Annotated in this window: 19 protein-coding genes and 1 other RNA gene; 8 read left to right on the top strand and 12 right to left on the bottom strand. The window is 30.3% G+C overall.

Annotated elements, in window-relative coordinates; translation table 11 throughout:
• Positions 1–52 precede the first annotated feature (52 nt).
• The 8 genes from L1S33_RS05515 to L1S33_RS05550 all read right to left on the bottom strand — a co-directional run bounded on the left by L1S33_RS05515 (position 53) and on the right by L1S33_RS05550 (position 12,058).
• Entirely contained in the window at positions 53–2,476 is a 2,424-nt protein-coding gene (locus tag L1S33_RS05515; protein ID WP_240561549.1) for a TonB-dependent receptor, read from the bottom strand.
• A 182-nt stretch (positions 2,477–2,658) separates the two neighbouring features.
• A complete protein-coding gene (locus L1S33_RS05520; protein WP_240553113.1) occupies positions 2,659–3,030 on the bottom strand; it encodes a DUF3703 domain-containing protein in 372 nt (123 codons plus the stop codon).
• Positions 3,031–3,035: 5 nt separating this feature from the next.
• Positions 3,036–3,575 (bottom strand): sigma-70 family RNA polymerase sigma factor, encoded by a 540-nt coding sequence (locus L1S33_RS05525; RefSeq protein ID WP_240561550.1) that lies wholly within the window; start codon positions 3,573–3,575, stop codon positions 3,036–3,038.
• Positions 3,576–3,824: 249 nt separating this feature from the next.
• Positions 3,825–5,438, bottom strand: coding sequence for an amidohydrolase (locus L1S33_RS05530; RefSeq protein WP_240561551.1), 1,614 nt, complete (start codon positions 5,436–5,438; stop codon positions 3,825–3,827).
• Entirely contained in the window at positions 5,435–5,797 is a 363-nt protein-coding gene (locus tag L1S33_RS05535) for a DoxX family protein (RefSeq protein WP_240561552.1), read from the bottom strand. The genes L1S33_RS05530 and L1S33_RS05535 overlap by 4 nt, the downstream gene beginning before the upstream one ends.
• A gap of 3 nt (positions 5,798–5,800) precedes the next feature.
• Positions 5,801–7,234 (bottom strand): M20/M25/M40 family metallo-hydrolase, encoded by a 1,434-nt coding sequence (locus L1S33_RS05540; protein ID WP_240553109.1) that lies wholly within the window; start codon positions 7,232–7,234, stop codon positions 5,801–5,803.
• Between the two features lie 63 nt (positions 7,235–7,297).
• Positions 7,298–9,067 carry a TonB-dependent receptor gene (locus L1S33_RS05545; protein WP_240561553.1) on the bottom strand — a complete coding sequence of 590 codons (1,770 nt, stop codon included), beginning with the start codon at positions 9,065–9,067 and terminating at the stop codon, positions 7,298–7,300.
• 57 nt (positions 9,068–9,124) lie between these two features.
• Positions 9,125–12,058 carry a tetratricopeptide repeat protein gene (locus tag L1S33_RS05550; protein ID WP_240561554.1) on the bottom strand — a complete coding sequence of 978 codons (2,934 nt, stop codon included), beginning with the start codon at positions 12,056–12,058 and terminating at the stop codon, positions 9,125–9,127.
• 208 nt (positions 12,059–12,266) lie between these two features.
• Here L1S33_RS05550 and L1S33_RS05555 point away from each other — a divergent pair, with 208 nt between their 5' ends.
• Positions 12,267–12,953: a cell division ATP-binding protein FtsE gene (locus L1S33_RS05555; protein ID WP_240561556.1), complete on the top strand. Its 687-nt coding sequence runs from the start codon at positions 12,267–12,269 to the stop codon at positions 12,951–12,953.
• Entirely contained in the window at positions 12,953–13,831 is an 879-nt protein-coding gene (locus tag L1S33_RS05560; RefSeq protein ID WP_240561557.1) for a glycosyltransferase family 2 protein, read from the top strand. Before L1S33_RS05555 ends, L1S33_RS05560 begins: the two co-directional genes overlap by 1 nt.
• On the opposite strand, the gene L1S33_RS05565 is transcribed toward L1S33_RS05560, so the two are convergent.
• A complete protein-coding gene (locus L1S33_RS05565) occupies positions 13,802–14,887 on the bottom strand; it encodes a glycosyltransferase (protein WP_240561558.1) in 1,086 nt (361 codons plus the stop codon). The two genes, L1S33_RS05560 and L1S33_RS05565, sit on opposite strands and share 30 nt — an antisense overlap.
• Before the next feature lie 280 nt (positions 14,888–15,167).
• On the opposite strand from L1S33_RS05565, the gene L1S33_RS05570 reads away from it, so the two are divergent.
• Positions 15,168–15,782, top strand: a complete 615-nt coding sequence (locus tag L1S33_RS05570; RefSeq protein WP_240561559.1) for a fumarylacetoacetate hydrolase family protein — start codon at positions 15,168–15,170, stop codon at positions 15,780–15,782.
• Positions 15,783–15,830: 48 nt separating this feature from the next.
• Here the strand turns inward: L1S33_RS05570 and ssrA are convergent.
• Positions 15,831–16,223: a transfer-messenger RNA gene (ssrA, locus tag L1S33_RS05575) on the bottom strand.
• 225 nt (positions 16,224–16,448) lie between these two features.
• Here ssrA and L1S33_RS05580 point away from each other — a divergent pair.
• From L1S33_RS05580 to L1S33_RS05590, 3 genes are read left to right on the top strand one after another with little or no spacing between them, the layout of a single operon-like run.
• A complete protein-coding gene (locus L1S33_RS05580) occupies positions 16,449–17,657 on the top strand; it encodes an NAD(P)-dependent oxidoreductase (protein WP_240561560.1) in 1,209 nt (402 codons plus the stop codon).
• On the top strand, positions 17,657–17,872 hold the full coding sequence (locus L1S33_RS05585) for a DUF3820 family protein (protein WP_240561561.1): 216 nt from the start codon (positions 17,657–17,659) through the stop codon (positions 17,870–17,872). Before L1S33_RS05580 ends, L1S33_RS05585 begins: the two co-directional genes overlap by 1 nt.
• Entirely contained in the window at positions 17,872–18,240 is a 369-nt protein-coding gene (locus L1S33_RS05590; protein ID WP_240553087.1) for a DUF1801 domain-containing protein, read from the top strand. Before L1S33_RS05585 ends, L1S33_RS05590 begins: the two co-directional genes overlap by 1 nt.
• Before the next feature lie 2 nt (positions 18,241–18,242).
• Here the strand turns inward: L1S33_RS05590 and L1S33_RS05595 are convergent, their stop codons facing one another.
• Positions 18,243–19,196: a transglutaminase domain-containing protein gene (locus tag L1S33_RS05595; protein ID WP_240561562.1), complete on the bottom strand. Its 954-nt coding sequence runs from the start codon at positions 19,194–19,196 to the stop codon at positions 18,243–18,245.
• A 41-nt stretch (positions 19,197–19,237) separates the two neighbouring features.
• A complete protein-coding gene (gene kdsA, locus L1S33_RS05600) occupies positions 19,238–20,056 on the bottom strand; it encodes a 3-deoxy-8-phosphooctulonate synthase (protein ID WP_240553000.1) in 819 nt (272 codons plus the stop codon).
• Positions 20,057–20,124: 68 nt separating this feature from the next.
• On the opposite strand from kdsA, the gene L1S33_RS05605 reads away from it, so the two are divergent.
• Together L1S33_RS05605 and L1S33_RS05610 are read left to right on the top strand one after the other, a co-directional pair.
• On the top strand, positions 20,125–21,117 hold the full coding sequence (locus L1S33_RS05605; RefSeq protein ID WP_240561564.1) for a M20/M25/M40 family metallo-hydrolase: 993 nt from the start codon (positions 20,125–20,127) through the stop codon (positions 21,115–21,117).
• A gap of 101 nt (positions 21,118–21,218) precedes the next feature.
• On the top strand, positions 21,219–22,712 hold the full coding sequence (locus L1S33_RS05610; RefSeq protein ID WP_240561565.1) for a S8 family peptidase: 1,494 nt from the start codon (positions 21,219–21,221) through the stop codon (positions 22,710–22,712).
• Positions 22,713–22,891 lie beyond the last annotated feature (179 nt).

Here is a 22,891-nt window from a genome sequence, read left to right on the forward strand (position 1 = left end):
AACACCAAAAGAGCATCATTTAAATGATGCTCTTAATTAAGGATTTAATTCTTTAAAACTTATATGTGAAGTTTGCTAAAACGGCTCTTGGAGATTGAGGGTTTATGGTAGTCCATCCTTTATAATATTCTTTATCAAAAAGGTTGTTTACTTTTAAACTTACTCTATATTTTTCTGCTTGATAAAAGATTGATGAATTTGCTATTGTATAACTTGGTAGCATAAAATCTCCTGTAGAAGTATAGTTTATTGCGGCTCTTTCACTTGCTCCGTTAAATCCAAAACCCATACCAAAACCTTCTAAGTTACCTTTTTGGAACTCATAGTTTGCCCAAAGATTGTACAACGTTTCTGGTCCAGCTTCTAAAGGTCTTTTGTTTAATATTTCAGTATTATCAGAAACAGTTGTTTCACTATCATTATTACTAAAACCTGCTCTAATATTTAACCCGTCTAACGGATTAGCGTTTACTTCAATTTCAAAACCTTTACTAACAACTTCACCACCTTGAATTTTATTGAATACTGAAGATGGATCTGTAATTACTCTATCTTTAACATTAATGTTGTAGTAACTTACCGTTGCGTTTAATTTATTTCTAAAAAGATTGGTTTTAAAACCAAATTCAAATTGATTTGCTTCTTCAGGAGTAAAAGTTTTTAATGTTTGTGGCCCTGCACTTGGGTCTCCAACCAACTGTGGCGCAACATTTGTAAATCCGTTTTGGTAATTAGCAAAAAGAGAAAGTTTATTTTGAATAGGTTGGTATAATAAACCAAACTTTGGAGAAAAAGTAGTTTGATTAAAATCATCTTCTGAAGTTGTAATATCTCCTTTATTTTCAAACCTGTCTAATCGTAAACCAACCATTGCAGAAAAGTTATTTGTTAAGTTGATTACATCTGAAGCGTATACACTATAGATTTCATATTCCGATTTTGAATTAGAAACACCTTGTGAAGCCAATGCAGCATCTACACCAGAAGTTGATAAAGGATAACTATCTGTTTCTACTGCAGCTGTAAAAGGATTATCTCCATTAGAGTCCCCATTTGGTGTTACATTTCCGTAAAATGCATAACCAGTTCCGTTATCTGTTTGCGTAGCAGAAAAATAATCTACACCAATTACCATTCTATTTCTTAAAGAGCCAATTTTAAAATCTCCTATAAAGTTCTGCTGAATATCTGTTGTTTGTGTATTTGCATTTTGCTTATTTATAAATCTAGAAAATGTATCTGTTGCAAAAGTTCCAAAATCGAATAAGTAAGAATAATACCCTGTTGTAGAAGTTGCACTTTTAGATATTAATGATTGCGATTTCCAACTATCAGATAATTTATAATCCATCTCTAATCTATAATTTTGATTTGGATTTTTTAATGTCAAATCATTACTCGTAAAAGATAATTTATTGTTGTAATTTAATTCATCTAAGTTGGTAGAATTTTGAGGTGCACTTCTGTTTAAAAATAAGAAAGTAGGATTTGTTTGCTCTGCTTGCGTTATTTCTGCATAAAAAGAAAATGATAATCTATTATTCACTTTATATGAAATAGAAGGAGCAACAAAAAATGACTTCATAAAACCAGCATCTTGGAAACTTTGTTGAGTTGTATATGCTGTATTTAATCTAAAGTAAATATTATCTTCTTCACTTAAGACAGTGTTAAAGTCACCACTAATTTGATTTAATCCAAAAGAACCAGTTGTAAAAGATAATTGTCCTCCGGTTCCAACATATGGTTTTTTGGTAACTACATTAATTAATCCACCATATGAGCTAACTGCGTTACCAAATAATGTTGCAGAAGGTCCTTTTAAGACCTCAATTCGTTCAATATTTCCAGGGTTAATAGTTCCATTAGTTAAACCTGGTAAACCATTTACTAATTGTGGCTGAACAGAAAAACCACGCAAAGAATAATAACCAGCGCCATCTCCACCACGTCCTGTAGAAGTCCAAAGTTGCTCAATACCAGCAGCATTTTTTAATGCGTCATCAAAGTTTGTTACTACTTGAGATTCAAGTAATTCATTTGTAACTGTACTGTAAACCTGAGTGTTTTCAATGTCCTTTAATGGAAGTTTAGCAACATACGCTGTTTTTTTTCTTGAGAACTTATTGGTTCTTTTATTCTGAATAACAACTTCACTTAAAATTTCATTTCCTTCAAAAAGAATTATTGTTTCTAAGTTTTTGGTTTTTTTATTAGAAAGGTTAATATTTATCTCTTTAGATTTATAACCTAAATATGAAATAAATAATGTGTAATTCCCTTGTTCTACGTTGGGTAAAGAAAATTGCCCATTTTCATTTGTTAGTGTTCCTTTATCTGTACCTTTTAAAACAACAGTAACTTGAGATAACGGTTCTTGAGAGTTGTTTTTAACTACTCCGGTAATTGTTTTACTCTGACTATATGTAATAAATGTTGTTAGTAATAATACTAATGTTATTAGTTGATTTTTCATCTGTTCTTATTAAGACTTAATATAAATAATGTATTTTCGGCAAATGTATTTTACAAAAATGAAATACACAAGTTATTTATAATAAATCTAAATAGTAATTTTCAAGTGTCTGAAAACCTTTATTTTAAAGGGAATTTTTTGAATGTATAAGAATGAGTTTGCTGTAGAATTCTATTTTAAGTTCAATTTATATCCACTTCAATAAAAATATCTTGTAACTCTTTTTCTATTGGAAATGATTTTAGAGGTGAAACATTTGCGCCTCCAGGATTTCCAACAGGTATTTTACCAACAAATGATTTTATGCCTCCAAAGATTAAACGTGGAATTTGCCCAAAGACTTCTTTACTGCTTTTAATTTTAAAACCAAATTGTAACATTTTCCAATGTACAAAGGTGTGCGCATGCGGATATTTTTGTCCAATTATGTGAGCTCTTTCCAAATGATTCCAAGCTTTTAATAAGTTGTTAATTGAATATTCAATTTGGTACTTCTCTAATTCCTTATTGAAATATGGTTGTAGTTTTTTTGGTAGAGAAGTATAGAGTTTCATTGCAATTAATTACAAATTTTACAATCTTCTTTCTCTTGAATTTCGCCAACTAAGTTTCCATCATTATTCATTACAAAACCGCAACAATCCATAAAACCTTCCGCAATTAATTTACGAGCTCGTTGAATTTGAGATTTTGTAGTGGGTAAACTTTGTTTTAATTGGTTTGCAACTTCTTGTTGCTTTAAGCCTTTAATATCTGACAAAAACAATGGATCTCTATATTTTTTAGGTAAGTTTTTTAAGATTCCACGAAGACAGTCTTTTTCTGTATGAATGTTTTCTTCAATCTCAGTTTCATTTTCAAAATTGGCGATTTCAACCGTTTTATTGGCAGATTTCCAGTAATCTAAAATTGAATTTCGTGCAATAGAAAAACACCAAGATTTTAACTTTGTAATGTCTTTTAACGTCTGTAATTTAGTGTGAATTTTAATAAAAGTATCTTGCAAAACATCATCAGCAATTGTTTTTTCTTTTACTTTACTGATGATAAAATGTTGTAAATCTGTATGATATTTAGTCCAAACCTGTTGTGTGGTCATTTGTTAGTTATTTAATGTCAGTAGGAGCGTAGTCGAGAACTTATAAGACTTTTCGACTACGCCCAAGGTGACAATAGTTAACAATTACAATTGTTGCATGTACAAGTATCACAAGTACAATTTTTACATTCTCCTTTTACACATTCTAAACATGTGCAGCTACATTGGTTTTTATAATTTTTCATGATTCTAAATTTATAGTTCACTTAATAGACGTAGAAATTACAAAAAAGATGCAAAAAGAATGGATTAATATACTCTTTCTCCATTTACAAACGTAGAAACGGCTTTTGTTTTTGGTATTTTAGGTCCATCAACTTTCATAATATCTTGACTTAAAATAACAAAATCGGCAAATTTACCTACTTCAATAGAACCTTTTTCATTTTCTTCAAAATTAGCATAAGCAGCCCAAATTGTCATTCCTTTTAAGGTTTCTTCTCTGGTTAAAGCATTTTCCATTTGATATCCATTTTCAGGATAATTATTAATATCTTTTCTAATTGAAGCCGCATAAAATGTTAAAAACGGATTTACCTGTTCTACAGGAAAATCTGTTCCTAAAGCAATTTTACCATAATTATTTAATAGCTTTTTAAATGCATAAGCGCCTTTTATTCTTTCTTTACCAACTCTATCTGTTGCCCAATACATATCTGAAGTTGCGTGTGTTGGTTGAACTGAAGGCAAAATATTATCAAAATTTTTAAAATCTTCAGATGAAATTATTTGTGCATGTTCAATTCTCCAACGCCTGTTTTTAGCATTTTTTAAAACGTCTTTATAGGTTTTTAATAACCAGGTATTTGCAGAATCTCCAATAGCATGTGTATTCATTTGAAACTCTGAATTAGCAATTTGTTTTGCAATTTCCTGATATCTTTCAGGAGTATAAATTAATGCCCCAAAATGGTTATCTCTATCTGAATATGGTTTACGCATAGCAGCACCTCTGGAACCTAAAGCACCATCTCCGTAAATTTTAAACGAACGTACATTTAATCTATCTGTTTTAGAAATACCTTTTTTTATAAAGTAATCAATTTCTTTTTGATTATCTCCAGAAATCATTGCGTAAATACGCATTTTTAAACTTTTTGCTTGTTGTAAACTGTCAATTAATTCAATGGTTTCTTTATTTATTCCTGCATCATCAACAGTTGTTAATCCGTAAGAAAATGATATTTTTTGTGCATCTAATAACCCCTGTATAGCTTCTCTTTTTGATGTTTTTGGAAACTTAACAAAATCCATTGCATTATCAATTAATACACCTGTTAATTCACCATTCTTGGTAATAATTTCTCCCCCAGAAACTTTGGTGTTTTTGGTAATTCCTGATAAATCTAAAGCGGCTTGATTAACTAATAATGCATGACCATCAACTCTACCAATAGCAACAGGAATTGTAGGGAATAACTTGTCTAGTTTTTCTTTTGTAGGAAACTCTTTAACATTCCAATCATTTTGATCCCAACCACGTCCTGTAATAAAGGTTGTGTTTTTTTCTTTTTGAAAAGCAACTAACTTTTCTAACACTTCATCATAACTTTTTGTGCCTTCTAAACTTACTTTTTGTTGCTGAAGGCCCATTCTGTAAAAATGACAATGTGCATCAATTAAACCTGGAACAATTGTTTGGTTTTTTGCATCAATAATATTATCCGATTGGTATTTTTTCTGAATTTCTTCAGTACTACCAATTGCAATAAATTTTCCATTATGAATTGCAAAAGCTTCTGCTTTCTCAAATTCTGCATTAACAGTATATGTATTTGCGTTAATAACTATAGTATCTACAGATTCTTTGTTACAAGAAACTGAAACTAATAAAATACTTAATATGTAAATAATTTTTTTCATGAGTTTAAATAGATTAAGTAAGCTCCATATAATAGTAAAAATTGTAATGGAATCCTTATGGTTGCAAGTTTTTTAGAGCCAATTGCAGGCTTTTCTTTAGTTAAATCCCAGATATGTAACGGGAGGAAAATGAGCATCAAAATAAAAAAGCAAAGTGCAGCGTTTTTCGCCGATTGATTGAATAATAAACCAAATCCAATAGCAATTTCAATAAAACCAGCAATATAATTTACAGTTAACTTAGGTAAAGGTTTTGGGATAAAACCATTAAAAAACGTAGGTTTTTTAAAATGCATATAACCTGCATAAATTAAAAATAGCCCAAAAATTACACGAATTACACCTATGAAAACACTCATTAATTACGGTTTTAATGTTTCTTGGTTGTATAAATATTTATCCATTAAATATACAATACTTGCCATTGAAGCACTACCTAATTCTAACTCTCTTTTGTTTACTTTATCAAATGTATCTGAAGCGGCATGGTGATAATCAAAATAACGCTGAGAATCTGGTCTGTAACCAACAAGTGTTACGTGATCGTCTTTTAATGGTCCAATATCTGCACCACTTCCTCCTTTAACAATATCGTGTAAACCATAAGGTTTTAATAGTTTTTTCCAGCTTTGTAATAAGTGAATATTTTTATCATTTGCGTCAATTGAAAAACCACGAGGTGTATGTCCGCCAGCATCAGATTCTAACGCACCAATATGTAATTCTCCGTTTTCTTTTGATAAACGAGCGTATTCATGAGCACCACGCATTCCGTTTTCTTCATTCATAAAGAAAACAATTCGCAAGGTGTTTTTTGGTTTGATGTTGTTCTTTTTAAACAAATAAGCAACTTCTAAAGATTGAACAATTCCGGTTCCATCATCATGCGCTCCATCACCTAAATCCCAAGAATCTAAATGACCACCAACAACCATAATTTTATCTGGGTTTTCAGTTCCTTTAATTTCTCCAACAACATTAAAAGATGGAGCATCTGGCAATGTTTTACAACTTTGCTTTAAGTAGAATTTTAGTTTTGGGTTTTGCTTTAAATGTGCGCTTAAAATTTCTGCTCCACGAGAGCTAATAGCTGCTGATGGAATATATTGTTCTTCTGGAATATCTCCATAACCCATTGAACCTGTGTGTGGATAATCGTCAATTCCATTTGTCATAGAACGTACAATTACTGCTTTTGCACCAAATTTACCAACAGTTGCGGCACCTGCAAAGCGTTGTCCAACACATCCGCCGTAGGCTTTAAATGTATTTATTAAAGTATTATCGAAACGACCGTTAAAAAACACAATCTTTCCGTTAGCTTTATCTCCTAAATTTTCAGCATCTTCAACGCTTTTTACTTCAATTACTTCTGCTGTAATTCCGTTTGAAGGTGTAGCAATAGAACCACCTAAAGCACAAACAGGAACGTTTATTTTTTGTCCGTTAAAAGTATAATTAGCAACTTCTTTTTCGCCACGAACCCAATGTGGAACCATAACTGGTTGTAACCAAACAGAATCTAAACCAACCTCTTTCATCAGTTTTTCTCCCCAAACTACAGATTTTGCAGCTCCTTCGGAACCGGACAACCTACTTCCGACATTGCTAGTTAAATCTCGTAACCATTCATACGATTTTCCTTCAGTTAAAGCCGAACTAAATAATTGCTTAATGTTAGTTGAATCTATTTTTTCTTCCGAAGAAAAAGAAGTGGTGTTTGTGTTGCTTTCTTTTTCTTGTTTACATGAAACAATTAAGATAAAGGCCAAAAGTACTGTTGAAAGTTTTTTCATTTTTAGTGGATTTTAAAAAGTAAATCTACAAAAAATAAACTCAGAATTTAGAACGGCATTTTCTTAAAAATCAAATTTATAAGTTATTCCTCCTAAAACTTGAAACCCTTGTACATTGTAGTTGGTAAAACGTAAATAATTGTTGTTAAAGATGTTGTTTATTTTTAAAAATGCTGATAGATTATCGCTAAACTTATAACCACCGTTAAGATTTACATCAAAGTATTTTTCTAAATTAATTGGAGTACTTAGTGATGGAAATGCACCTGCAAACGTTACGTCTTTTCTGTTGCTAGCAAAGTAAATAGTGCTTCCTGCATGCCATTTAGGAGTTGTGTATTTGGCAAATAACTCACTTTTTAGCTTCGGTAAATTCCAAGCAAATTCTTGTTGCTTTGGTTTGTATGTATTAAACTCTCCGTTTGCACCAATTACCAAGTTTTTAGAAACATCCCATTCTACTTCTCCAAAGAAATTAATGTTTTTTATATCATCATAAACTACACTAAATGAATTGCCATATTCATACCCGAAAAAGTTTATTCCGCCAGAAGTAATTGTTGTTCCGTCTGATTTGGAATTATTAATAGAAAATAACGGTTTATCTTCAAACTGCTTGTAACTTACACGGGAGTTATAGCTTATGTTTTGTGATAATGTTCCATTAATACCGCCGTAAAAATTATATTTCTCATTAGTTTGTGTAATGTACTGCGTTGGTGAAATAAACGGATTTTCGTCTGTAAATTGTTTGTAAGAATTTGTGTGCAAATCTCCACCAGCACCAACAAATAAGTTGGCAAAATTAGCAATTATTGGGTAAGATATTTTTACATCAGGATATACATAAAATTGACTTAAACTGTTTTCAATATCTGAAGTATGGTAAATTTTGGTTCCTAACTTTATATCAAAATTATAAAAGTTTAATTTGTAAGATGGGTTTAAACCAGCTGTAAAAAAACTATAGTTAATTTGGTTAGTGTTCTCATAAGATTGGTTAAAACTTCCGTTTAGGTAATCTAAAGAAACATCTAAGATTATTTCGTTAGCATTACGGAATAATCTATCTAAAGAAAACTGAAATTGAGGAGCAATAGAAACTGAAATTTCATTGCTGTCAAATTCATCATTAAAATAAGAAATAGCAACTTTAGCTTGGTTAATATAATTGTCTTCAAAAGCAATTTTACCATGTAAATTGATAAAACTATAAGCTTGTTGTTCATCTATAGATTCTATAACATTACTATTAAAAGTGGTGTTTGGTAAACCATACCAATTATACTTTTTTTGTTCAAAATCTAAACCTACTTTCCAATCGAAATAACGATCTTCTTGTTTGTAATAAAAATTAGCTACTAAATTAGAAAAACTACTATCTAGATCAGTATCTTTTACTGGATCATTAGATGAAATGTATTTTGCATATAAACCAAAATCGTTCTCAAAACGAGTGCTATGGTGTAAAAAAGTTTCTAAATAAGGTGTTGTATTATTTCCAAAACCAACAGCAAGGTAATTTTTATATAACTTTTCCCTTTGGCTAAAATCAACACCTTTTAAAGCACCTTTTTTTGGCGAAAATGTCGAAGCAACTGGAGCAGGAAAAATTTGATAACTAAGCTTCTTTTTCTGACTTTTATCAGAAAGTTTAATCGTTGGTTTCTTCTTAATTTTAAAAGCATCTGTAACTTTAGGAGTGTAAGATGAAACTACGTTTACAACTTCAGTTTTTATAGTGTCTTTTGCTTTTTTTATAGTGGGTTTATCTTGGGCAAATACAAACTTGCCAGCAAACATCAATAGAAATATAAAAAAGTAGTTTTTCATTTTTTGTTGTTTAAATTCTTCACAATAATACTAATACTGTTACATGCTCATTACGAGCTATTTTTGTGGAGTTACAGATTCGTTTGTTTTGGCTTCGTTGTTTTTTATTGTTCTGAGTTCGCTTGTAGCTTCTTCAATTATATCTTCATATTGGGTAAAGTTTTTAATAATATTTTCTAAAATATAAGTAGCTTGGTAAGCATCTTCTAAAGCGTAATAGTTTTTTGCCATTATTACGTAACTTTTTACTCCCCAATATTTGTAAGCAGAATAATCTGAAATTAATTTTTGAACAATTTTTGTTGAAGGCTCATATTCTTTATTTTCATGTTTAAAGAATGCATCATAATATAAAGTTTCTGCTTTTAGCTCTCCAGTTGCAGTTCTTCCAACTTCAATAAAAAACTCTTCAGAAGTGGTGAAATCGCTAGTTTTAAAAGCTGAACGTGCAATTATAATTTTGGCATCTGCTTCAACAGTTTTTTCAATTTTATTTGTAGTTAAAACTTTTTCGGCATATTCTACAGCCTTTTTATAATCTTCAGCTTCGTAATACCCTTTCATTAAATTACTTTGTGCAAAAATTGTGTTTTGTGGGTAATTAGCTTCAATTTCTAATCTTTCTAATAATGGCATTGCGTTAAACCAATCTTCTTTTTCAAGATAAATTTGAGATAATTTACTTAAAGATTCTTCACTAAATTCACTTTGACTTTGAGAGGTTACATACGTGTAATGCGGAATTGATTTCTCAGTTTGATTATTTTTTAAATATGATTGTGCTAAGTAAAAATGAGATTTTAAGGCATGTAATCCGTTTGGGAAATTTTGTAAATATTTATCAAAACCTTCAATAGCTTTTTCAGTATTATTTTCTAAAAATTTGTTTTCTGCTGCTTCATAACTTGCGTTATCTAAATCTGCATCAGTAACATTTATAAAACTTACATCTTTAACCCAAGCAGCATATTCATCTACCTTTCCAATATCTATATAAACATTTCTAGCATTAGTTACAGCCTGTTTTGCTTCGTTAGAATTTGGATATTTAGCAACAATTTCTTTGAATTTAGATAGTGCTTTTTTGTCTTCATTTGTATTGTAAAATAACAAACCTTGACGCAATAAAACATTTGGATTGTAAGCGCTTTTAGGATAGTTTTTTAACAACCTATTGTAAGCATTTTGTGCTTTGTTATTCTCTCTTATTGTTGTGTATGTTGTTCCTAATTGAAAAAGTGCATCGTCTTTTAATTTCGAATTACTTTTTGTGTTTACAACAGCTAATAAATCTGTTATTTTTTGTTGATAATTGCCAGACAAACCATTACTCATAGCTTTTTGATATTGTGCGTAATCTGCACCAATACCGCCATCTTCAATTATTTTATCATAAGAAATAATGGCTTTATTGTATTCTTTTGAAGCATAATAAGAATCTCCTAAACGTAAAAAAGCATCGTCTTTTAATTCAATTTCATTATTTTTTTGTGTTGTGTATTGATTAAAATAATGTGCTGATTTTTGATACTCTTTTAATTTAAAATAGCAATAACCAATATTATAGCTTAACAAGTTATTTTCTGTTGTTTCTGAGCTATCAACCTTTAAAAATAAGTCTAAAGATTTTTGAAAATCACCTAATCTATAATTACTTTCAGCCAACCAAAAAAGAGCTTTATTTTGCAATTCTAAGTCGTTAGATTGAGTTCCGTTTTCTAAAAAAGACAGCGATTTTTGTAGTTTGTCTTCGTTAAAAAGTTGAATTCCTCTGTAAAGAGAAACTTCATTTTTTAAGGCGTCATTTTTAAATTTTTTATTCTTTTCTATATAATCTAATGCTCCTTGATAATCTTGCTGATGTAAGAATGAAGTAATTAATAATTCATTAATTTCATTGGTTTGAGGAGAATTTGGGTACGTATTTAAATAAGCTTGTAAAACTTCTGGAACACTTTGGTATGGATTACCTTCTTCGTAACTTAATTTAGCATAATTTAAAAAAGCATCTTCCTTTACTTTTTTATCAAAATCCATTTCACTTGCGCTCTTAAAAGCATTTAATGCTTCTGGTTTTTTATCAAGTTTTAAATAACATTCCGCTAATTGGTAGTAAGCATTTTGCGAGACCTTGTTTTTTTGATCTATTATTTTATTGAAGTTTCTAACTGCGTTTTCGTAATCATTTTGTTTAAAATGAGCAAAACCAAGTTGATAATAATCCGTGTTATTCCAACGACCTTTTTTGCCTTTGTAATTTTGTAAATAAGGAATTGCCTCTGCGTATTTTTCTAGGTTAAAATAACTTTCTCCAATTATTTTATTAATGTCTGATTGTTGTTTTTTATCAGAATTAGGTAAAATTTTCTTCCCTATTTCAATAGATTTTTCAAATCTACCCGCTTTAAAACTAATATCTAATAAGTAGTAGTTTGCTTTGTTTTTATAGGTAGCAACATCTGCAATTTCTGTTAAAGAAGTTTCTGCTAAATCGTAATCTTCTTGTTTGTAAGCAATATAACCATAGTAATACCTTGCATCATCTCCATAACGTTCATTTGATAATAATTTTTCAAAACGAGTTTTTGCATCATCTACATAGCCAGAAACTAAGAGTGCATAACCCATTTTAAAATTTAAATCGCTTTTATCTTCAGTATTTAAAAGTTTTTCATCAACTTTAGTGTACCATTTTAAAGAGTGTGCCGCTTTTCTGTTGGCAAAATAATAATTACCAACATTTAAATATGCAAGTTGCTTTTTGTTACTGTTAGGGTGATTTTCGACAAAATCTAAAACTTTTTTATCAGCGTTGGTCTGATTTAGTTTTATAGCGCACATTGCATCATAATAATCAGCGTTTGCTTTTAGACTTTGTTTTTCTACAGCAAAATTAGACACTTTTACAAAAAGTTGTTGCGAGGCAGCATACGCTTTGTTATTGTATAAGGTTAAAGCTTCATGGTACTTAGCCTTTGTATTAAACTGCATTTCAGTTTCTTGCCCAAAACTATTTAGAAGGCAACATAAAATGAGTGAAAAGCAAAGGAGTTTTTTCTTAAAAATAGTGTTCATATTTTTTGTCATCTGAAAAGGATAACGCTGTTTTTTAGCTTTTGTTGGATAATTTTTATCAAAATTAACAAAAATGCTATAAAATCAACTAGAAAATGATAGTTTTGTATAAACTACTTTTTTAATGACACAACCAGTTTTACATTTAGAAAATGCAGATATTTATCAGCGAGATAATTTAGTGCTATCAAAAGTAAATTTCACCCTTAATAAAGGAGACTTTTACTATTTAATAGGGAAAACAGGAAGTGGAAAAAGTAGTTTGCTAAAAACTTTATATGGCGATTTAAACCTGCAACGTGGTTTAGGAACTATTGTAGATTTTGATTTAAAGAAGTTAAAAGAAAAAGATATTCCTTTTTTGAGAAGAAAAATAGGAATTGTTTTTCAAGACTTTAAATTATTGAACGATAGAAATGTTTTTGAAAACTTAGAATTTGTTTTAAAAGCAACAGGTTGGAAGAATAAAAACGACATGAAAGAAAAAATTCATGAAGTATTAGGTAAAGTTGGTATTAAAGAAAAATACTACAAAAAACCATTTGAGCTTTCTGGAGGAGAACAACAAAGAGTAGCAATTGCAAGAGCATTGTTAAACGATCCGGAACTTATTTTAGCAGATGAACCAACTGGTAATTTAGACCCTAAAACTTCATTAGAAGTTATGGAGTTGTTGAACGAAATTCATAAAAGCGGAAAAACAATTTTAATGGCTACTCACGATTATCAATTGATTGTAAAGTATAAGCAAAAAACGGTAAAATGTGAAGGTGGAGAGTTGTTTGAAGTTGTACAACAAGCAGCTGTATAATGCTTTCTGTTCTAATTACTACATATAATTTAAATACTTTTCCGTTAGTTAAAAAACTGCATGAGCAATTAGAAAGACAACAAATTTCTTTTGAAATTATTTGTATTGATGACGCATCAAATTCTGATTTCAATATTAAAAATGAAGCAATAAATTCGCTCACAAATTGCACTTTTCAATCACTTTCTAAAAATCTTGGAAGAAGTAAACTTCGTAATTTATTGTCACAAAGTGCTAATTTTAATTGGTTATTGTTTTTAGATGGTGACGTTTTACCAACTTCAACAAACTTTATAAATAATTACATTGGGGAAACTGAAAAAAATATAGCTTCCGTTTTTTTAGGTGGAATTGCTTACAAAAATGACACCGATAGTTCTCAACTTCGTTGGAAGTTAGGTAGAAATGGTGAAGAACAAACTTCAGAAGTAAGAAATAAACACCCATATAATTATTTTTTTACAGCCAATTTTTTGATTAATAAAAAGGTGTTTCGAACAATTCAGTTTGATGATAATTTAACAAAGTATGGTTATGAAGATTTGTTATTTGCAAAAGAGCTTGAAAGAAAGAGTATAACAATTAAACATATAGATAATCCTGTTTTTCATTTAGGGATTGATGATAATTTCACCTTTATTAATAAGACAAAGCAAGCTTTAGAAAATTTAAGTGTTTTAGTATCTTCTGATAAAATAAAAAATGAAGACACAAAGATTTACAAAACCTATTATAAGCTGAAAAAATATGGATTAGCAAATGCTTTAACTCCATTTATAAGTTTTTTTGAAAGGAAAGCTGCTAAGAAATCTTCGTTGAACTATTATCACCTTTTCAGGTTAGGATATTTACATGAGATTTTTAAAAATACGAAGTAATTTAGGTTCTTCGTTTTTCCAAACTAATTCTTTTTTAGCTTCTTTAAGTTTATTAGAAAAATCTTTTTCTAATATTTTTTCAATCTGTTTTGCTAATTTTTCGGGAGTTCTGTCTTTTATAATTTCTCCAACATCATAATCAGTAATCACACGTTTCATTTCAGGTAAATCAGAAACTAAAAGAGGTGTTTCAGCTTGTATATAATCAAATATTTTGTTTGGTAAAGCGTACCGATAATTTAAACCTAAATCTTCTTCTAATGAAAGCCCAATATCTGCAAGCGGAGCTAGTTTTTGTAATTCTTTAGGTGGTTTTCTGCCTAAAAAATGCACTTTTTCTGTTAAGTTTTTTTGTGTAGTTTTCTGTTTTAAATCTGTTAAAATATCGCCACTACCAATAACGACTAAAAGATGATTTTCTAGAAATTTCATTGCATCTATCATAAGCTCTAAGCCACGACCTTTATTAATTGCGCCTTGATATAAAATGATTTTTTTTTCCTGAGTATCAAAAGAAAAATTACCTTTTATAATTTCTTTTTCGGTTGGGAAATTCCGAACAACTTTAAAATCAGTTTTATATTTCTCATTATAAATATCGGCAATCGATTGACAAACTGTGTAGCGATTTTTTAACTTCGGTAAAATCCAATTCTCTAATTTTAACCAAACTGATTTTACAAATGGTTTGTCAAGTAATTCTGGAACTTCTGTAAAAAGTTCGTGGCTATCATAAACAAGTTTTTTACGTTGAATTTTACTAACCAAGAAATTAGCTAAAAGTGTATCTAAATCATTAGAAAGTAGAATGTCTTTTTTAGAAAAAAGCAGAAAAAAGAACAATCTAAAGTTATATTCAGCATAAAATAAAAATCCAGTATTAAAAAGTAAATTAATTCTTTTTGTGTTGTATTTTCTATCTAATTTAAAACTATTTGATAGTTTTCTTCCAACTAAAAGAACACTAAAATTATTTTCATGTAATGTATTGCAAACTTTATCTACACGTTGGTCGGTAGAAAGGTCATTAGTAACAGAAACAATTATTCTTTTCAAGGGATAGGTTTAAAGCGGCAAGATAAAAAAGAAAACCCACTTCTTTGTAGAAGTGGGAAATTGCTATGAAAAACTATGAAAGAGTGTTTTGCGCACTCTTAGAAATATAGTCGAAATTTAAAACTTTAGCTTACATAAAACCAAATTGAAGAATAATTATTAAATTGATGATAATTGTGAGTTTCTAGGCAAATTTTTATGATATCAATATCTATTGAAACACAACATACTAATCAATAATTTGTATTTTTATCACGTTTAACTTTAATACTATTCAAAAATGAAAATATTAGCAATTGGTAAAAATTATGTCAATAATAAATCTGATTTAGAAGCTATTTCTAAAGGCTCCCAAATGATTTTTTCCAAACCAGAATCAAGTTTATTATTAAATGGTAAAGACTTAGAGTATCCAAGTTTTACTTCAAATCTTTTATATGAAGTAGAGTTAGTTATTAAAATAGGTAAGTCTGGTAAAAATATTTCTGAAGAAGATGCAATAAGTTTTATTTCTGAAATAGGAATTGGAATAGATTACACAGCAAAAGATTTGTTAAATCAAGTAAGAGAAACAAAAGGTCCTTGGGAATTGGCAAAAGGATTTGATGGAGCAGCACCAATTTCTAACTTTATACCCATTTCTAACTTTAAAAATGTAGAAGACATTAATTTTAAACTCTCTATTAATGGAGAAGAAAAACAAGTTGGTAATACTAGTTTTATGATTTATAATTTTGCGGAAATAATTTCATTTACATCAAAATATATGACTTTACAACCTGGAGATTTAATATTTACAGGAACACCAGCAACAGGAGCAGGAGCAAGTTTTAAAGGAGACCATTTACAAGCTTCCATTGAAGGAGAATTACTTTTAGATTTTAAAGTAGTTTAAAGTTTAAAAAATAAAAAACCCTGTAAACATAGTGATTACAGGGTTTGAAAGTGGAGACGCCGAGAATCGAACTCGGGTCCAAACAAGCAGTTCAAAAGCTTTCTACATACTTAGTTCTTTCTTAATTTTCGTCTAAAAACTGATTAAGAACAATCTGTTATTAGCTTATCTTCTTTAGTTTCAAAAACCTGCCAAAGCTTCAAGTTTTCTATGTTTATTTTTACGATGCCCAAAAGTGAAACGCCATAAACCAAGGCTGTTCGTGGACATAAAGCTTGCACACCTTGTGTGCCTAGGCCAATCCTACTATAATTCGGATTAAGCAGCTAAAGCGTAGTTATTCTCGCCGTTTAAATTGTTGAAATAAGTTTTACGAGCATCATTTCAGTCCTCGGTATGCTTACGTTATCCTTGGTCTTGCTGTCAAAACCAGTCGTCCCCAATATGTCAAAGATTGCAAAAGTTGTGCCGACTTGCATTGAGCCTAGTCGAAATGTTTGGGCGTTCGAGCGGGCTTTACACTATATCTTTTTGCGAAAAGCAAAAAGGATGCCGTTTCAATCCCTAACGCAACTTGTTTGCGGGCAACAAAGATAGCAAAACACGTTTGTACAAACCTACAAAAAACAGTAAATTCGCAACACTTCAAAAAAACAAAACCAACGTATGAAATTCGGAATTATAAAAGAACGTAAAAATCCACCAGATAGACGAGTAGTATTTTCACCAGAAAAACTACAAGAAATGCAACAACAATTTCCAGAAGCAGAAATTGTGGTAGAAAGTTCAGATATCCGTATTTTTTCAGACGAACAATACAAAAAAGCAGGATTTACCGTAACAGAAGATGTTTCCGATTGTGATGTTTTGTTAGGCGTAAAAGAAGTTCCGTTAGAAAACTTAATACCTAATAAGAAATATTTTTTCTTCAGTCATACCATAAAAAAGCAACCATACAATCGTAAATTGTTAAAAGCAATTTTAGATAAAAACATAGAACTATTCGACCATGAAACCATCATCAAAGAAAACGGAGCACGTTTAATAGGCTTTGGTCGTTACGCAGGTTTAGTAGGAGCTTATAATGGATTTAGAGCAATAGGTTTAAGAGAAAATACCTTTAATTTACCAAAAGTAGAAAACCTAGCAGATTTAGATGCTGTAAAAGCGGAGTTAGATAAAATAACACTTCCTAATTTAAAAATTCTTTTAACCGGAACAGGAAAAGTTGCTTACGGTGCCAAAGAAATTTTAGATCATTTAGGTATAAAACAAGTTTCAGACGCTTTGTATTTAACTTCAAAATTTACTGAGCCAGTTTATGTAATGGCAGATGTAATGGAATACGCAAAGCGTAAAGATGGTAAAGTAGGAGAGAAGTTTGCTTTTTATAAAGATCCAACAGGTTACGAAAGTAACTTTATGCCATATGCAAAAGAAACAGATTATTTTATTGCAGGTCATTTTTATGGAAATGATGCACCTTATTTATTTACTAGAGAAGATGCAAAACATACAGATTTCAATATAAAATATGTTGCAGATATTTCTTGTGATGTAGACGGTCCAGTAGCATCAACATTAAGAGCCTCTACAATTGCAGATCCGTTTTATGGTTATAATGCACAAACAGAAACAGAAGTAGATTTTAAAGATACAAAAGCAATTGCTGTAATGGCAGTAGACAATTTACCTTGTGAATTGCCAAAAGATGCAAGTGAAGGTTTTGGAGAAATGTTTTTAAAACATGTAATAGCAGCATTTTATAATAACGATAAAGACGGGATTTTAGCTCGAGCGCAAATGACAACCAATAAAGGTGAACTAACAGATCGTTTTAGCTATTTACAGGATTATGTAACTGGAAAAGAATAATGGAGCAAGACAAACAATTTTTAATAGATACTGCCAAAATGAAAATGCCTTATGGTAAATACAAAGGTGTGTATTTGTCAGATGTTCCAGAAGCGTATATTGTTTGGTATAAAAATCATGGTTTTCCAAAAGGAAAATTGGGTAAAATGATGGGTTTTGTATATGAATTAAAACTAAATGGTTTAGAAGATATTCTTAGAAAAGTGAGAGCATAATGAAACCTGCGGAAGAATATATCTTAACACGTCCAGAACCGTTCAAATCAATTTTATTGCATTTGCAAATTGTAATTGAAACTAATTTCCCGGAAGTAGAATTACAATACAAATGGAAGATTCCTGTGTATTATTTAAACGGACACCAATTGTGCTATATAAATGCATCTTTAAAAAAAGGATTTGTAGATGTTGGTTTTTGGGCTAAAAATATTTTAGAAGAATACTCAAATCTTATGGTTTCAGAAGGTAGAACTGTTGTGAAATCTTTGCGTTATACTTCTATTGAAGATATTGATAATGAACTTTTATTAAAAGTGCTAAAAGAAGTTAGTTTACACAACCATAAAGGGTTTTATAAGAAATAAAGCTATTGGATTAGAAACTCTAAAACCACATTACCATCAATAATTAAATAGACTTCTTTGCTTAATTCTGGTGGAATTATTTTAATAAAACCTGTTGAATTTTTTAAATTAACTATTGGTTTTTGAGCGTATCTGCTTCCTTTAAAACCTAGAAATACTTTTTGAGTGCTCTCTAGATTTTTAATCTGAAATTCAATATAACCTTCTTTATTCTTCTTAATAATTCCACTTGTTGGAGAAGTTAATACTAAGTTTGTGTTTAAAAACTGGTGATTATAAATAGGTTGCTTATAAAACTCTGATTTACTTATTCCCTTAACTCGCAATTGCCAAAGAGTTAGTTCTGTAAAATGAGTAAAGGATAGCTTATCCTTTGGAATATCAAAAAAGTACTGGTTAAAACTACGTTTCCATTTTCCGTTTTCTTCGTGTCCTGCGCCCCAAGTAGCATCAAAATACTTCCATTCGCCATTAATTTTCACAGCATTCCAAGCATGATTTGGAGTGGAAATAGGTTTTCCTATTTCTTGAGAAGAGTTTCTAATATATCCTTTTATAAATTCGTTTTCGATATTAAGTAGTGTGCAAATTTTAGAAAAAACTCTAGCATAACCTTCACAAACTGCTTTTCTAGAAGAAAGTGTTTCAGAAACAATTTGATTGTTTAATGCGGTTATTTTTTGCTGTTTTTCTTCTTCCGAAGAATAGCTAAAAGAATAGCTGGTTTTAGTCGGACTGTAATATTCAGCTAAATCGTAACGTATGTTTTGTGTTAACCAAGTATAAGTTGCTCTTACTTTTTCTAAATCAGAATTAAAATCTTTTGAAATTAAGTTGGCTAATTTTTCAGCAGAAACAAGTTTAGGGTAATTTTTTACTCTAGCATTAATTGTACTAAAATCTTGTGCAACAGCAGAAATTGAAATTAGAAAAAAGAAAAAGAAAAGTTGCTTCATATTTGAATTTATATAACAACTTTGCTGAGCAAAAATTGTGCCTATAATTTATTTACAGTTTTTCTAATGGCAACTAAGTTAGTTAATAGTTTTTCTAAGTAGTTTAAATCTAACATGTTTGCTCCGTCAGATTTTGCATTTGCAGGATCAAAATGAGTTTCAATAAACAAACCATCTACGTTATTTACAACACCAGCGCGTGCAATTGTTTCAATCATATCTGGTCTACCACCTGTAACACCGCTTGTTTGATTAGGTTGTTGTAAAGAATGTGTAACATCTAAAATTGTTGGCGCAAATTGGCGCATTTCAGGAATTCCTCTAAAATCAACTATCATATCTTGGTAACCAAACATAGTTCCTCTATCAGTTATCCAGGCTTTTTCAGAACCACTATCTTTTACTTTTTGAACTGCATGTTTCATCGCAGCAGGACTCATAAATTGTCCTTTCTTTAAGTTTACAACTTTACCTGTTTTTGCAGCAGCAACTACTAAATCTGTTTGACGTACTAAAAAAGCAGGAATTTGCAAAACATCTACATATTCAGCAGCTTTAATTGCATCAGAAACTTCATGAATATCGGTAACTGTTGGTACGTTAAAAGTTTCAGAAACTTTACGTAAAATTTTTAAGGCTTTTTCATCCCCAATTCCGGTAAAACTATCAATTCTACTTCTATTTGCTTTCTTAAAGCTTCCTTTAAAGATATAAGGAATCTCTAATTTATCTGTTATAGAAATTACTTTTTCAGCAATACGCATTGCCATTTCTTCACTTTCTATGGCGCAAGGACCAGCAAGTAAAAAAAAGTTATTAGAATCTGTATGTTTTATATTTGGAACTAAAGATAAATTCATGGTAAATATTTTGTGCAAAAATACGAATTTTAATTAGCTATCTTTAACCTTTTAAAAATGTATTCAAAATGAAAAAAATCACATTAATTTTAAGTGCCTTAGTAATTTTTATTTCTTGTAAAGAAACTAAAAGTGTAACCAGTCAAAATAAGTCTAATGTTGTAGAAAAAGCACAAGCTACAATTGATAGTGTAATGGTAAGAAAACACTTGTATACCTTGGCTTCGGATGAAATGGAAGGTAGAGGTACAGGAACTCCAGGAATAGAAAAAGCAGCAGTTTATATAGAAAATGAGTTTAAACGCATCGGTTTAAAAACGTTTAAAGACCTGACAGATTATCGTCAAACATTCACTTTTAAAAATAGAAGGACAGGTGAAGATATTACAAGTAGTAATATTGTTGGTGTTCTAGAAGGTAAAAGTAAAAAGGAAGAAATTGTAATAGTTTCTGCACATTACGATCATTTAGGAATGAAAAAAGATGGCGAAGGAGATTTAATTTTTAACGGTGCAAATGATGATGCTTCTGGAGTAGCGGGAGTTTTAACATTAGCAGAATATTTTAAAAGTGTTGGGAACGAAAGGACAATTGTTTTTGTAGCTTTTACGGCAGAAGAAATGGGGTTAATTGGTTCTAAAGAATTTGGAAAAGGAATTGATGCTTCTAAGTTTGTAGCAGGAATTAACCTAGAAATGATTGGTAAAACACCAAGTTTTGGCCCAAATACAGCTTGGTTAACTGGTTTTGAACGTTCAGATTTTGGTAAGATAATTCAGAAGAATTTAGTAGGAACAGGTTATCAATTATTTCCAGATCCATATAAGAAATTCAACTTATTTTTTAGATCAGACAATGCATCTTTAGCACGTTTAGGAGTTCCTTCTCATACATTTTCTACAACGCCAATTGATGTAGATAAAGATTACCATAAAGTATCTGACGAAGCAGAAACTTTAAATATGACTGTGGTTACCCAAACCATACAAGCAGTTGCAAAAGGAACTGAAAGTATTATTAACGGAAAAGACACACCTACAAGAGTGGTGATAAAAGAGTAATTATGTAATTCGTATTTTTAATGGTTTTTATTTTTTAAATTGTTAAAATTTTCACAATATTTTTGTTATATTCGTGAGATTTTAATTTTAAACCCTCAATTATGAAAAAACTAATTTACCTATTAACAGTACTATTATTTGTTGTTTCGTGTTCTAATGATGAAATTTTAGAGCAACAAACAATAGATAATCAAGAACTACTCTCAAGAGCAGATATTAATAAAATTATAGATAATTCACTTGAAACTACAGGAGATTTCGATTGGTCTAAAGCAGAAGCAAAAACAATCTACAGTGCAGTTAAATTGGGTGATGGAATTCTAACGATTGGTTACGGTAATTCATCTGATGAGTTTGCAAAATCATCAACTTCAAAAGATTTAAAAGATGAAATTCTAAATGTAATTTATCAAACAGAAGAATTAACTAGCACAAAAGCTAGAAATGAAGCAGAAATTTTTTCACATCAAGACATAAATGTATTTGATGTAAAAATTGAAAATTTTGCAACGGTTCAAAAACTATTACAAGAAGGTAAAGTACGTTATATAGAACCTGGGGATTATCAATATTTTGAACAAGACAATAATACGCAAGCGCGTTCTTCAGGTTCTGGATGTGGTTATGAAACAGCAACGTTAGCAACTGCAGATTATAGAACAGTATCTCCAGGAGCAAGAGTTCCTTGGTCTTTTGATGCACATAACATTCCTGCAGCTTGGAATCATAGTACAGGAGCAGGTGTTACAGTTGCTGTTGTAGATTCTGGTTTGTCTCCTCAACAAAGCTTAATGAACCAAGATTTTAATGATGGAGATTCTTCAGGAAGATTTGTTCAAAAATATGGAACCTTTGTAGATTCTTGGTGGTCTTGGTCTAATAATTACGATGGAGTACACGATAAATGTGGTCATGGAACAAGCATGGCTTCAGTTGCAACAGCACCAAGAAATAATAATAATTTACCAGTTGGTGTAGCTTACAATGCAAATTTAGTTTCTTACAGAGCAGTAGAAAATGTAATAATTAACGATTATCATGAAAAAAGAGGAGTTTCAGAAGCATTAACAGCTTTAGGAAAACGTAGCGATGTTAAAGTAATTTCTATGTCAATAGGTTCTCCATTTAGTATTGGTAAAGTAAAAGACGCCGTTAAATATGCGTATGGTAAAGGTAAAATGATAATTGCTGCAGGAGGAACATCTACAAGTTTTACAACTTGGTATGGAGTAATTTTTCCAGCAAGTATGAGTGAAACTGTAGCCGTAACAGGTGTAAAAGAAGGTCAATACAATAAATGTGATGTTTGTCATACAGGATCGGCAATAGATTTTACCGTACAAATGCAACGTACAAATGGTACAAGTAATAAAGTACCAGTTTTAAGTTACTATAATGGTCAAGCTAATTATGTAGGCGGTTCTTCTGTAGCAACAGCAACAACAGCAGGTATTGCAGCATTGGTTTGGGCAAAACACCCAACTTGGTCTCGCACACAAGTATTAAATAAAATGAAGCAATCTGCAGATTTTTATCCAAGTAAACACTCTAAATATGGTTATGGAAACATAGATGCTTTAGAGGCGGTTCAATAATAAACAACTAACTGAACCTAAAAGTCTTGTAAGAAATTACAAGGCTTTTTTTATGGAATAATTTTTGTTTTATATTTGGGCGTTCGAGCGGGCTTTCCATTATATCTTTTTTTGAGAAAAACAAAAAAAGGATGTCATTACAATCCCCAACGCAAAACCTAGCAATCAATAAAAAAAAG

Source organism: Tenacibaculum aquimarinum (assembly GCF_022478115.1).
Taxonomy (GTDB): Bacteria; Bacteroidota; Bacteroidia; order Flavobacteriales; family Flavobacteriaceae; genus Polaribacter; species Polaribacter aquimarinum_A.

Excerpts from the sequence above, each read along its gene's own strand:
- L1S33_RS05515 (WP_240561549.1), bottom strand. The coding sequence starts at position 2,476 with ATGAAAAATCAACTAATAACATTAGTATTATTACTAACAACATTTATT.
- L1S33_RS05520 (WP_240553113.1), bottom strand. The coding sequence starts at position 3,030 with ATGAAACTCTATACTTCTCTACCAAAAAAACTACAACCATATTTCAAT.
- L1S33_RS05525 (WP_240561550.1), bottom strand. The coding sequence starts at position 3,575 with ATGACCACACAACAGGTTTGGACTAAATATCATACAGATTTACAACAT.
- L1S33_RS05530 (WP_240561551.1), bottom strand. The coding sequence starts at position 5,438 with ATGAAAAAAATTATTTACATATTAAGTATTTTATTAGTTTCAGTTTCT.
- L1S33_RS05535 (WP_240561552.1), bottom strand. The coding sequence starts at position 5,797 with ATGAGTGTTTTCATAGGTGTAATTCGTGTAATTTTTGGGCTATTTTTA.
- L1S33_RS05540 (WP_240553109.1), bottom strand. The coding sequence starts at position 7,234 with ATGAAAAAACTTTCAACAGTACTTTTGGCCTTTATCTTAATTGTTTCA.
- L1S33_RS05545 (WP_240561553.1), bottom strand. The coding sequence starts at position 9,067 with ATGAAAAACTACTTTTTTATATTTCTATTGATGTTTGCTGGCAAGTTT.
- L1S33_RS05550 (WP_240561554.1), bottom strand. The coding sequence starts at position 12,058 with ATGCAGTTTAATACAAAGGCTAAGTACCATGAAGCTTTAACCTTATAC.
- L1S33_RS05555 (WP_240561556.1), top strand. The coding sequence starts at position 12,267 with ATGACACAACCAGTTTTACATTTAGAAAATGCAGATATTTATCAGCGA.
- L1S33_RS05560 (WP_240561557.1), top strand. The coding sequence starts at position 12,953 with ATGCTTTCTGTTCTAATTACTACATATAATTTAAATACTTTTCCGTTA.
- L1S33_RS05570 (WP_240561559.1), top strand. The coding sequence starts at position 15,168 with ATGAAAATATTAGCAATTGGTAAAAATTATGTCAATAATAAATCTGAT.
- L1S33_RS05580 (WP_240561560.1), top strand. The coding sequence starts at position 16,449 with ATGAAATTCGGAATTATAAAAGAACGTAAAAATCCACCAGATAGACGA.
- L1S33_RS05585 (WP_240561561.1), top strand. The coding sequence starts at position 17,657 with ATGGAGCAAGACAAACAATTTTTAATAGATACTGCCAAAATGAAAATG.
- L1S33_RS05590 (WP_240553087.1), top strand. The coding sequence starts at position 17,872 with ATGAAACCTGCGGAAGAATATATCTTAACACGTCCAGAACCGTTCAAA.
- L1S33_RS05595 (WP_240561562.1), bottom strand. The coding sequence starts at position 19,196 with ATGAAGCAACTTTTCTTTTTCTTTTTTCTAATTTCAATTTCTGCTGTT.
- kdsA (WP_240553000.1), bottom strand. The coding sequence starts at position 20,056 with ATGAATTTATCTTTAGTTCCAAATATAAAACATACAGATTCTAATAAC.
- L1S33_RS05605 (WP_240561564.1), top strand. The coding sequence starts at position 20,125 with ATGAAAAAAATCACATTAATTTTAAGTGCCTTAGTAATTTTTATTTCT.
- L1S33_RS05610 (WP_240561565.1), top strand. The coding sequence starts at position 21,219 with ATGAAAAAACTAATTTACCTATTAACAGTACTATTATTTGTTGTTTCG.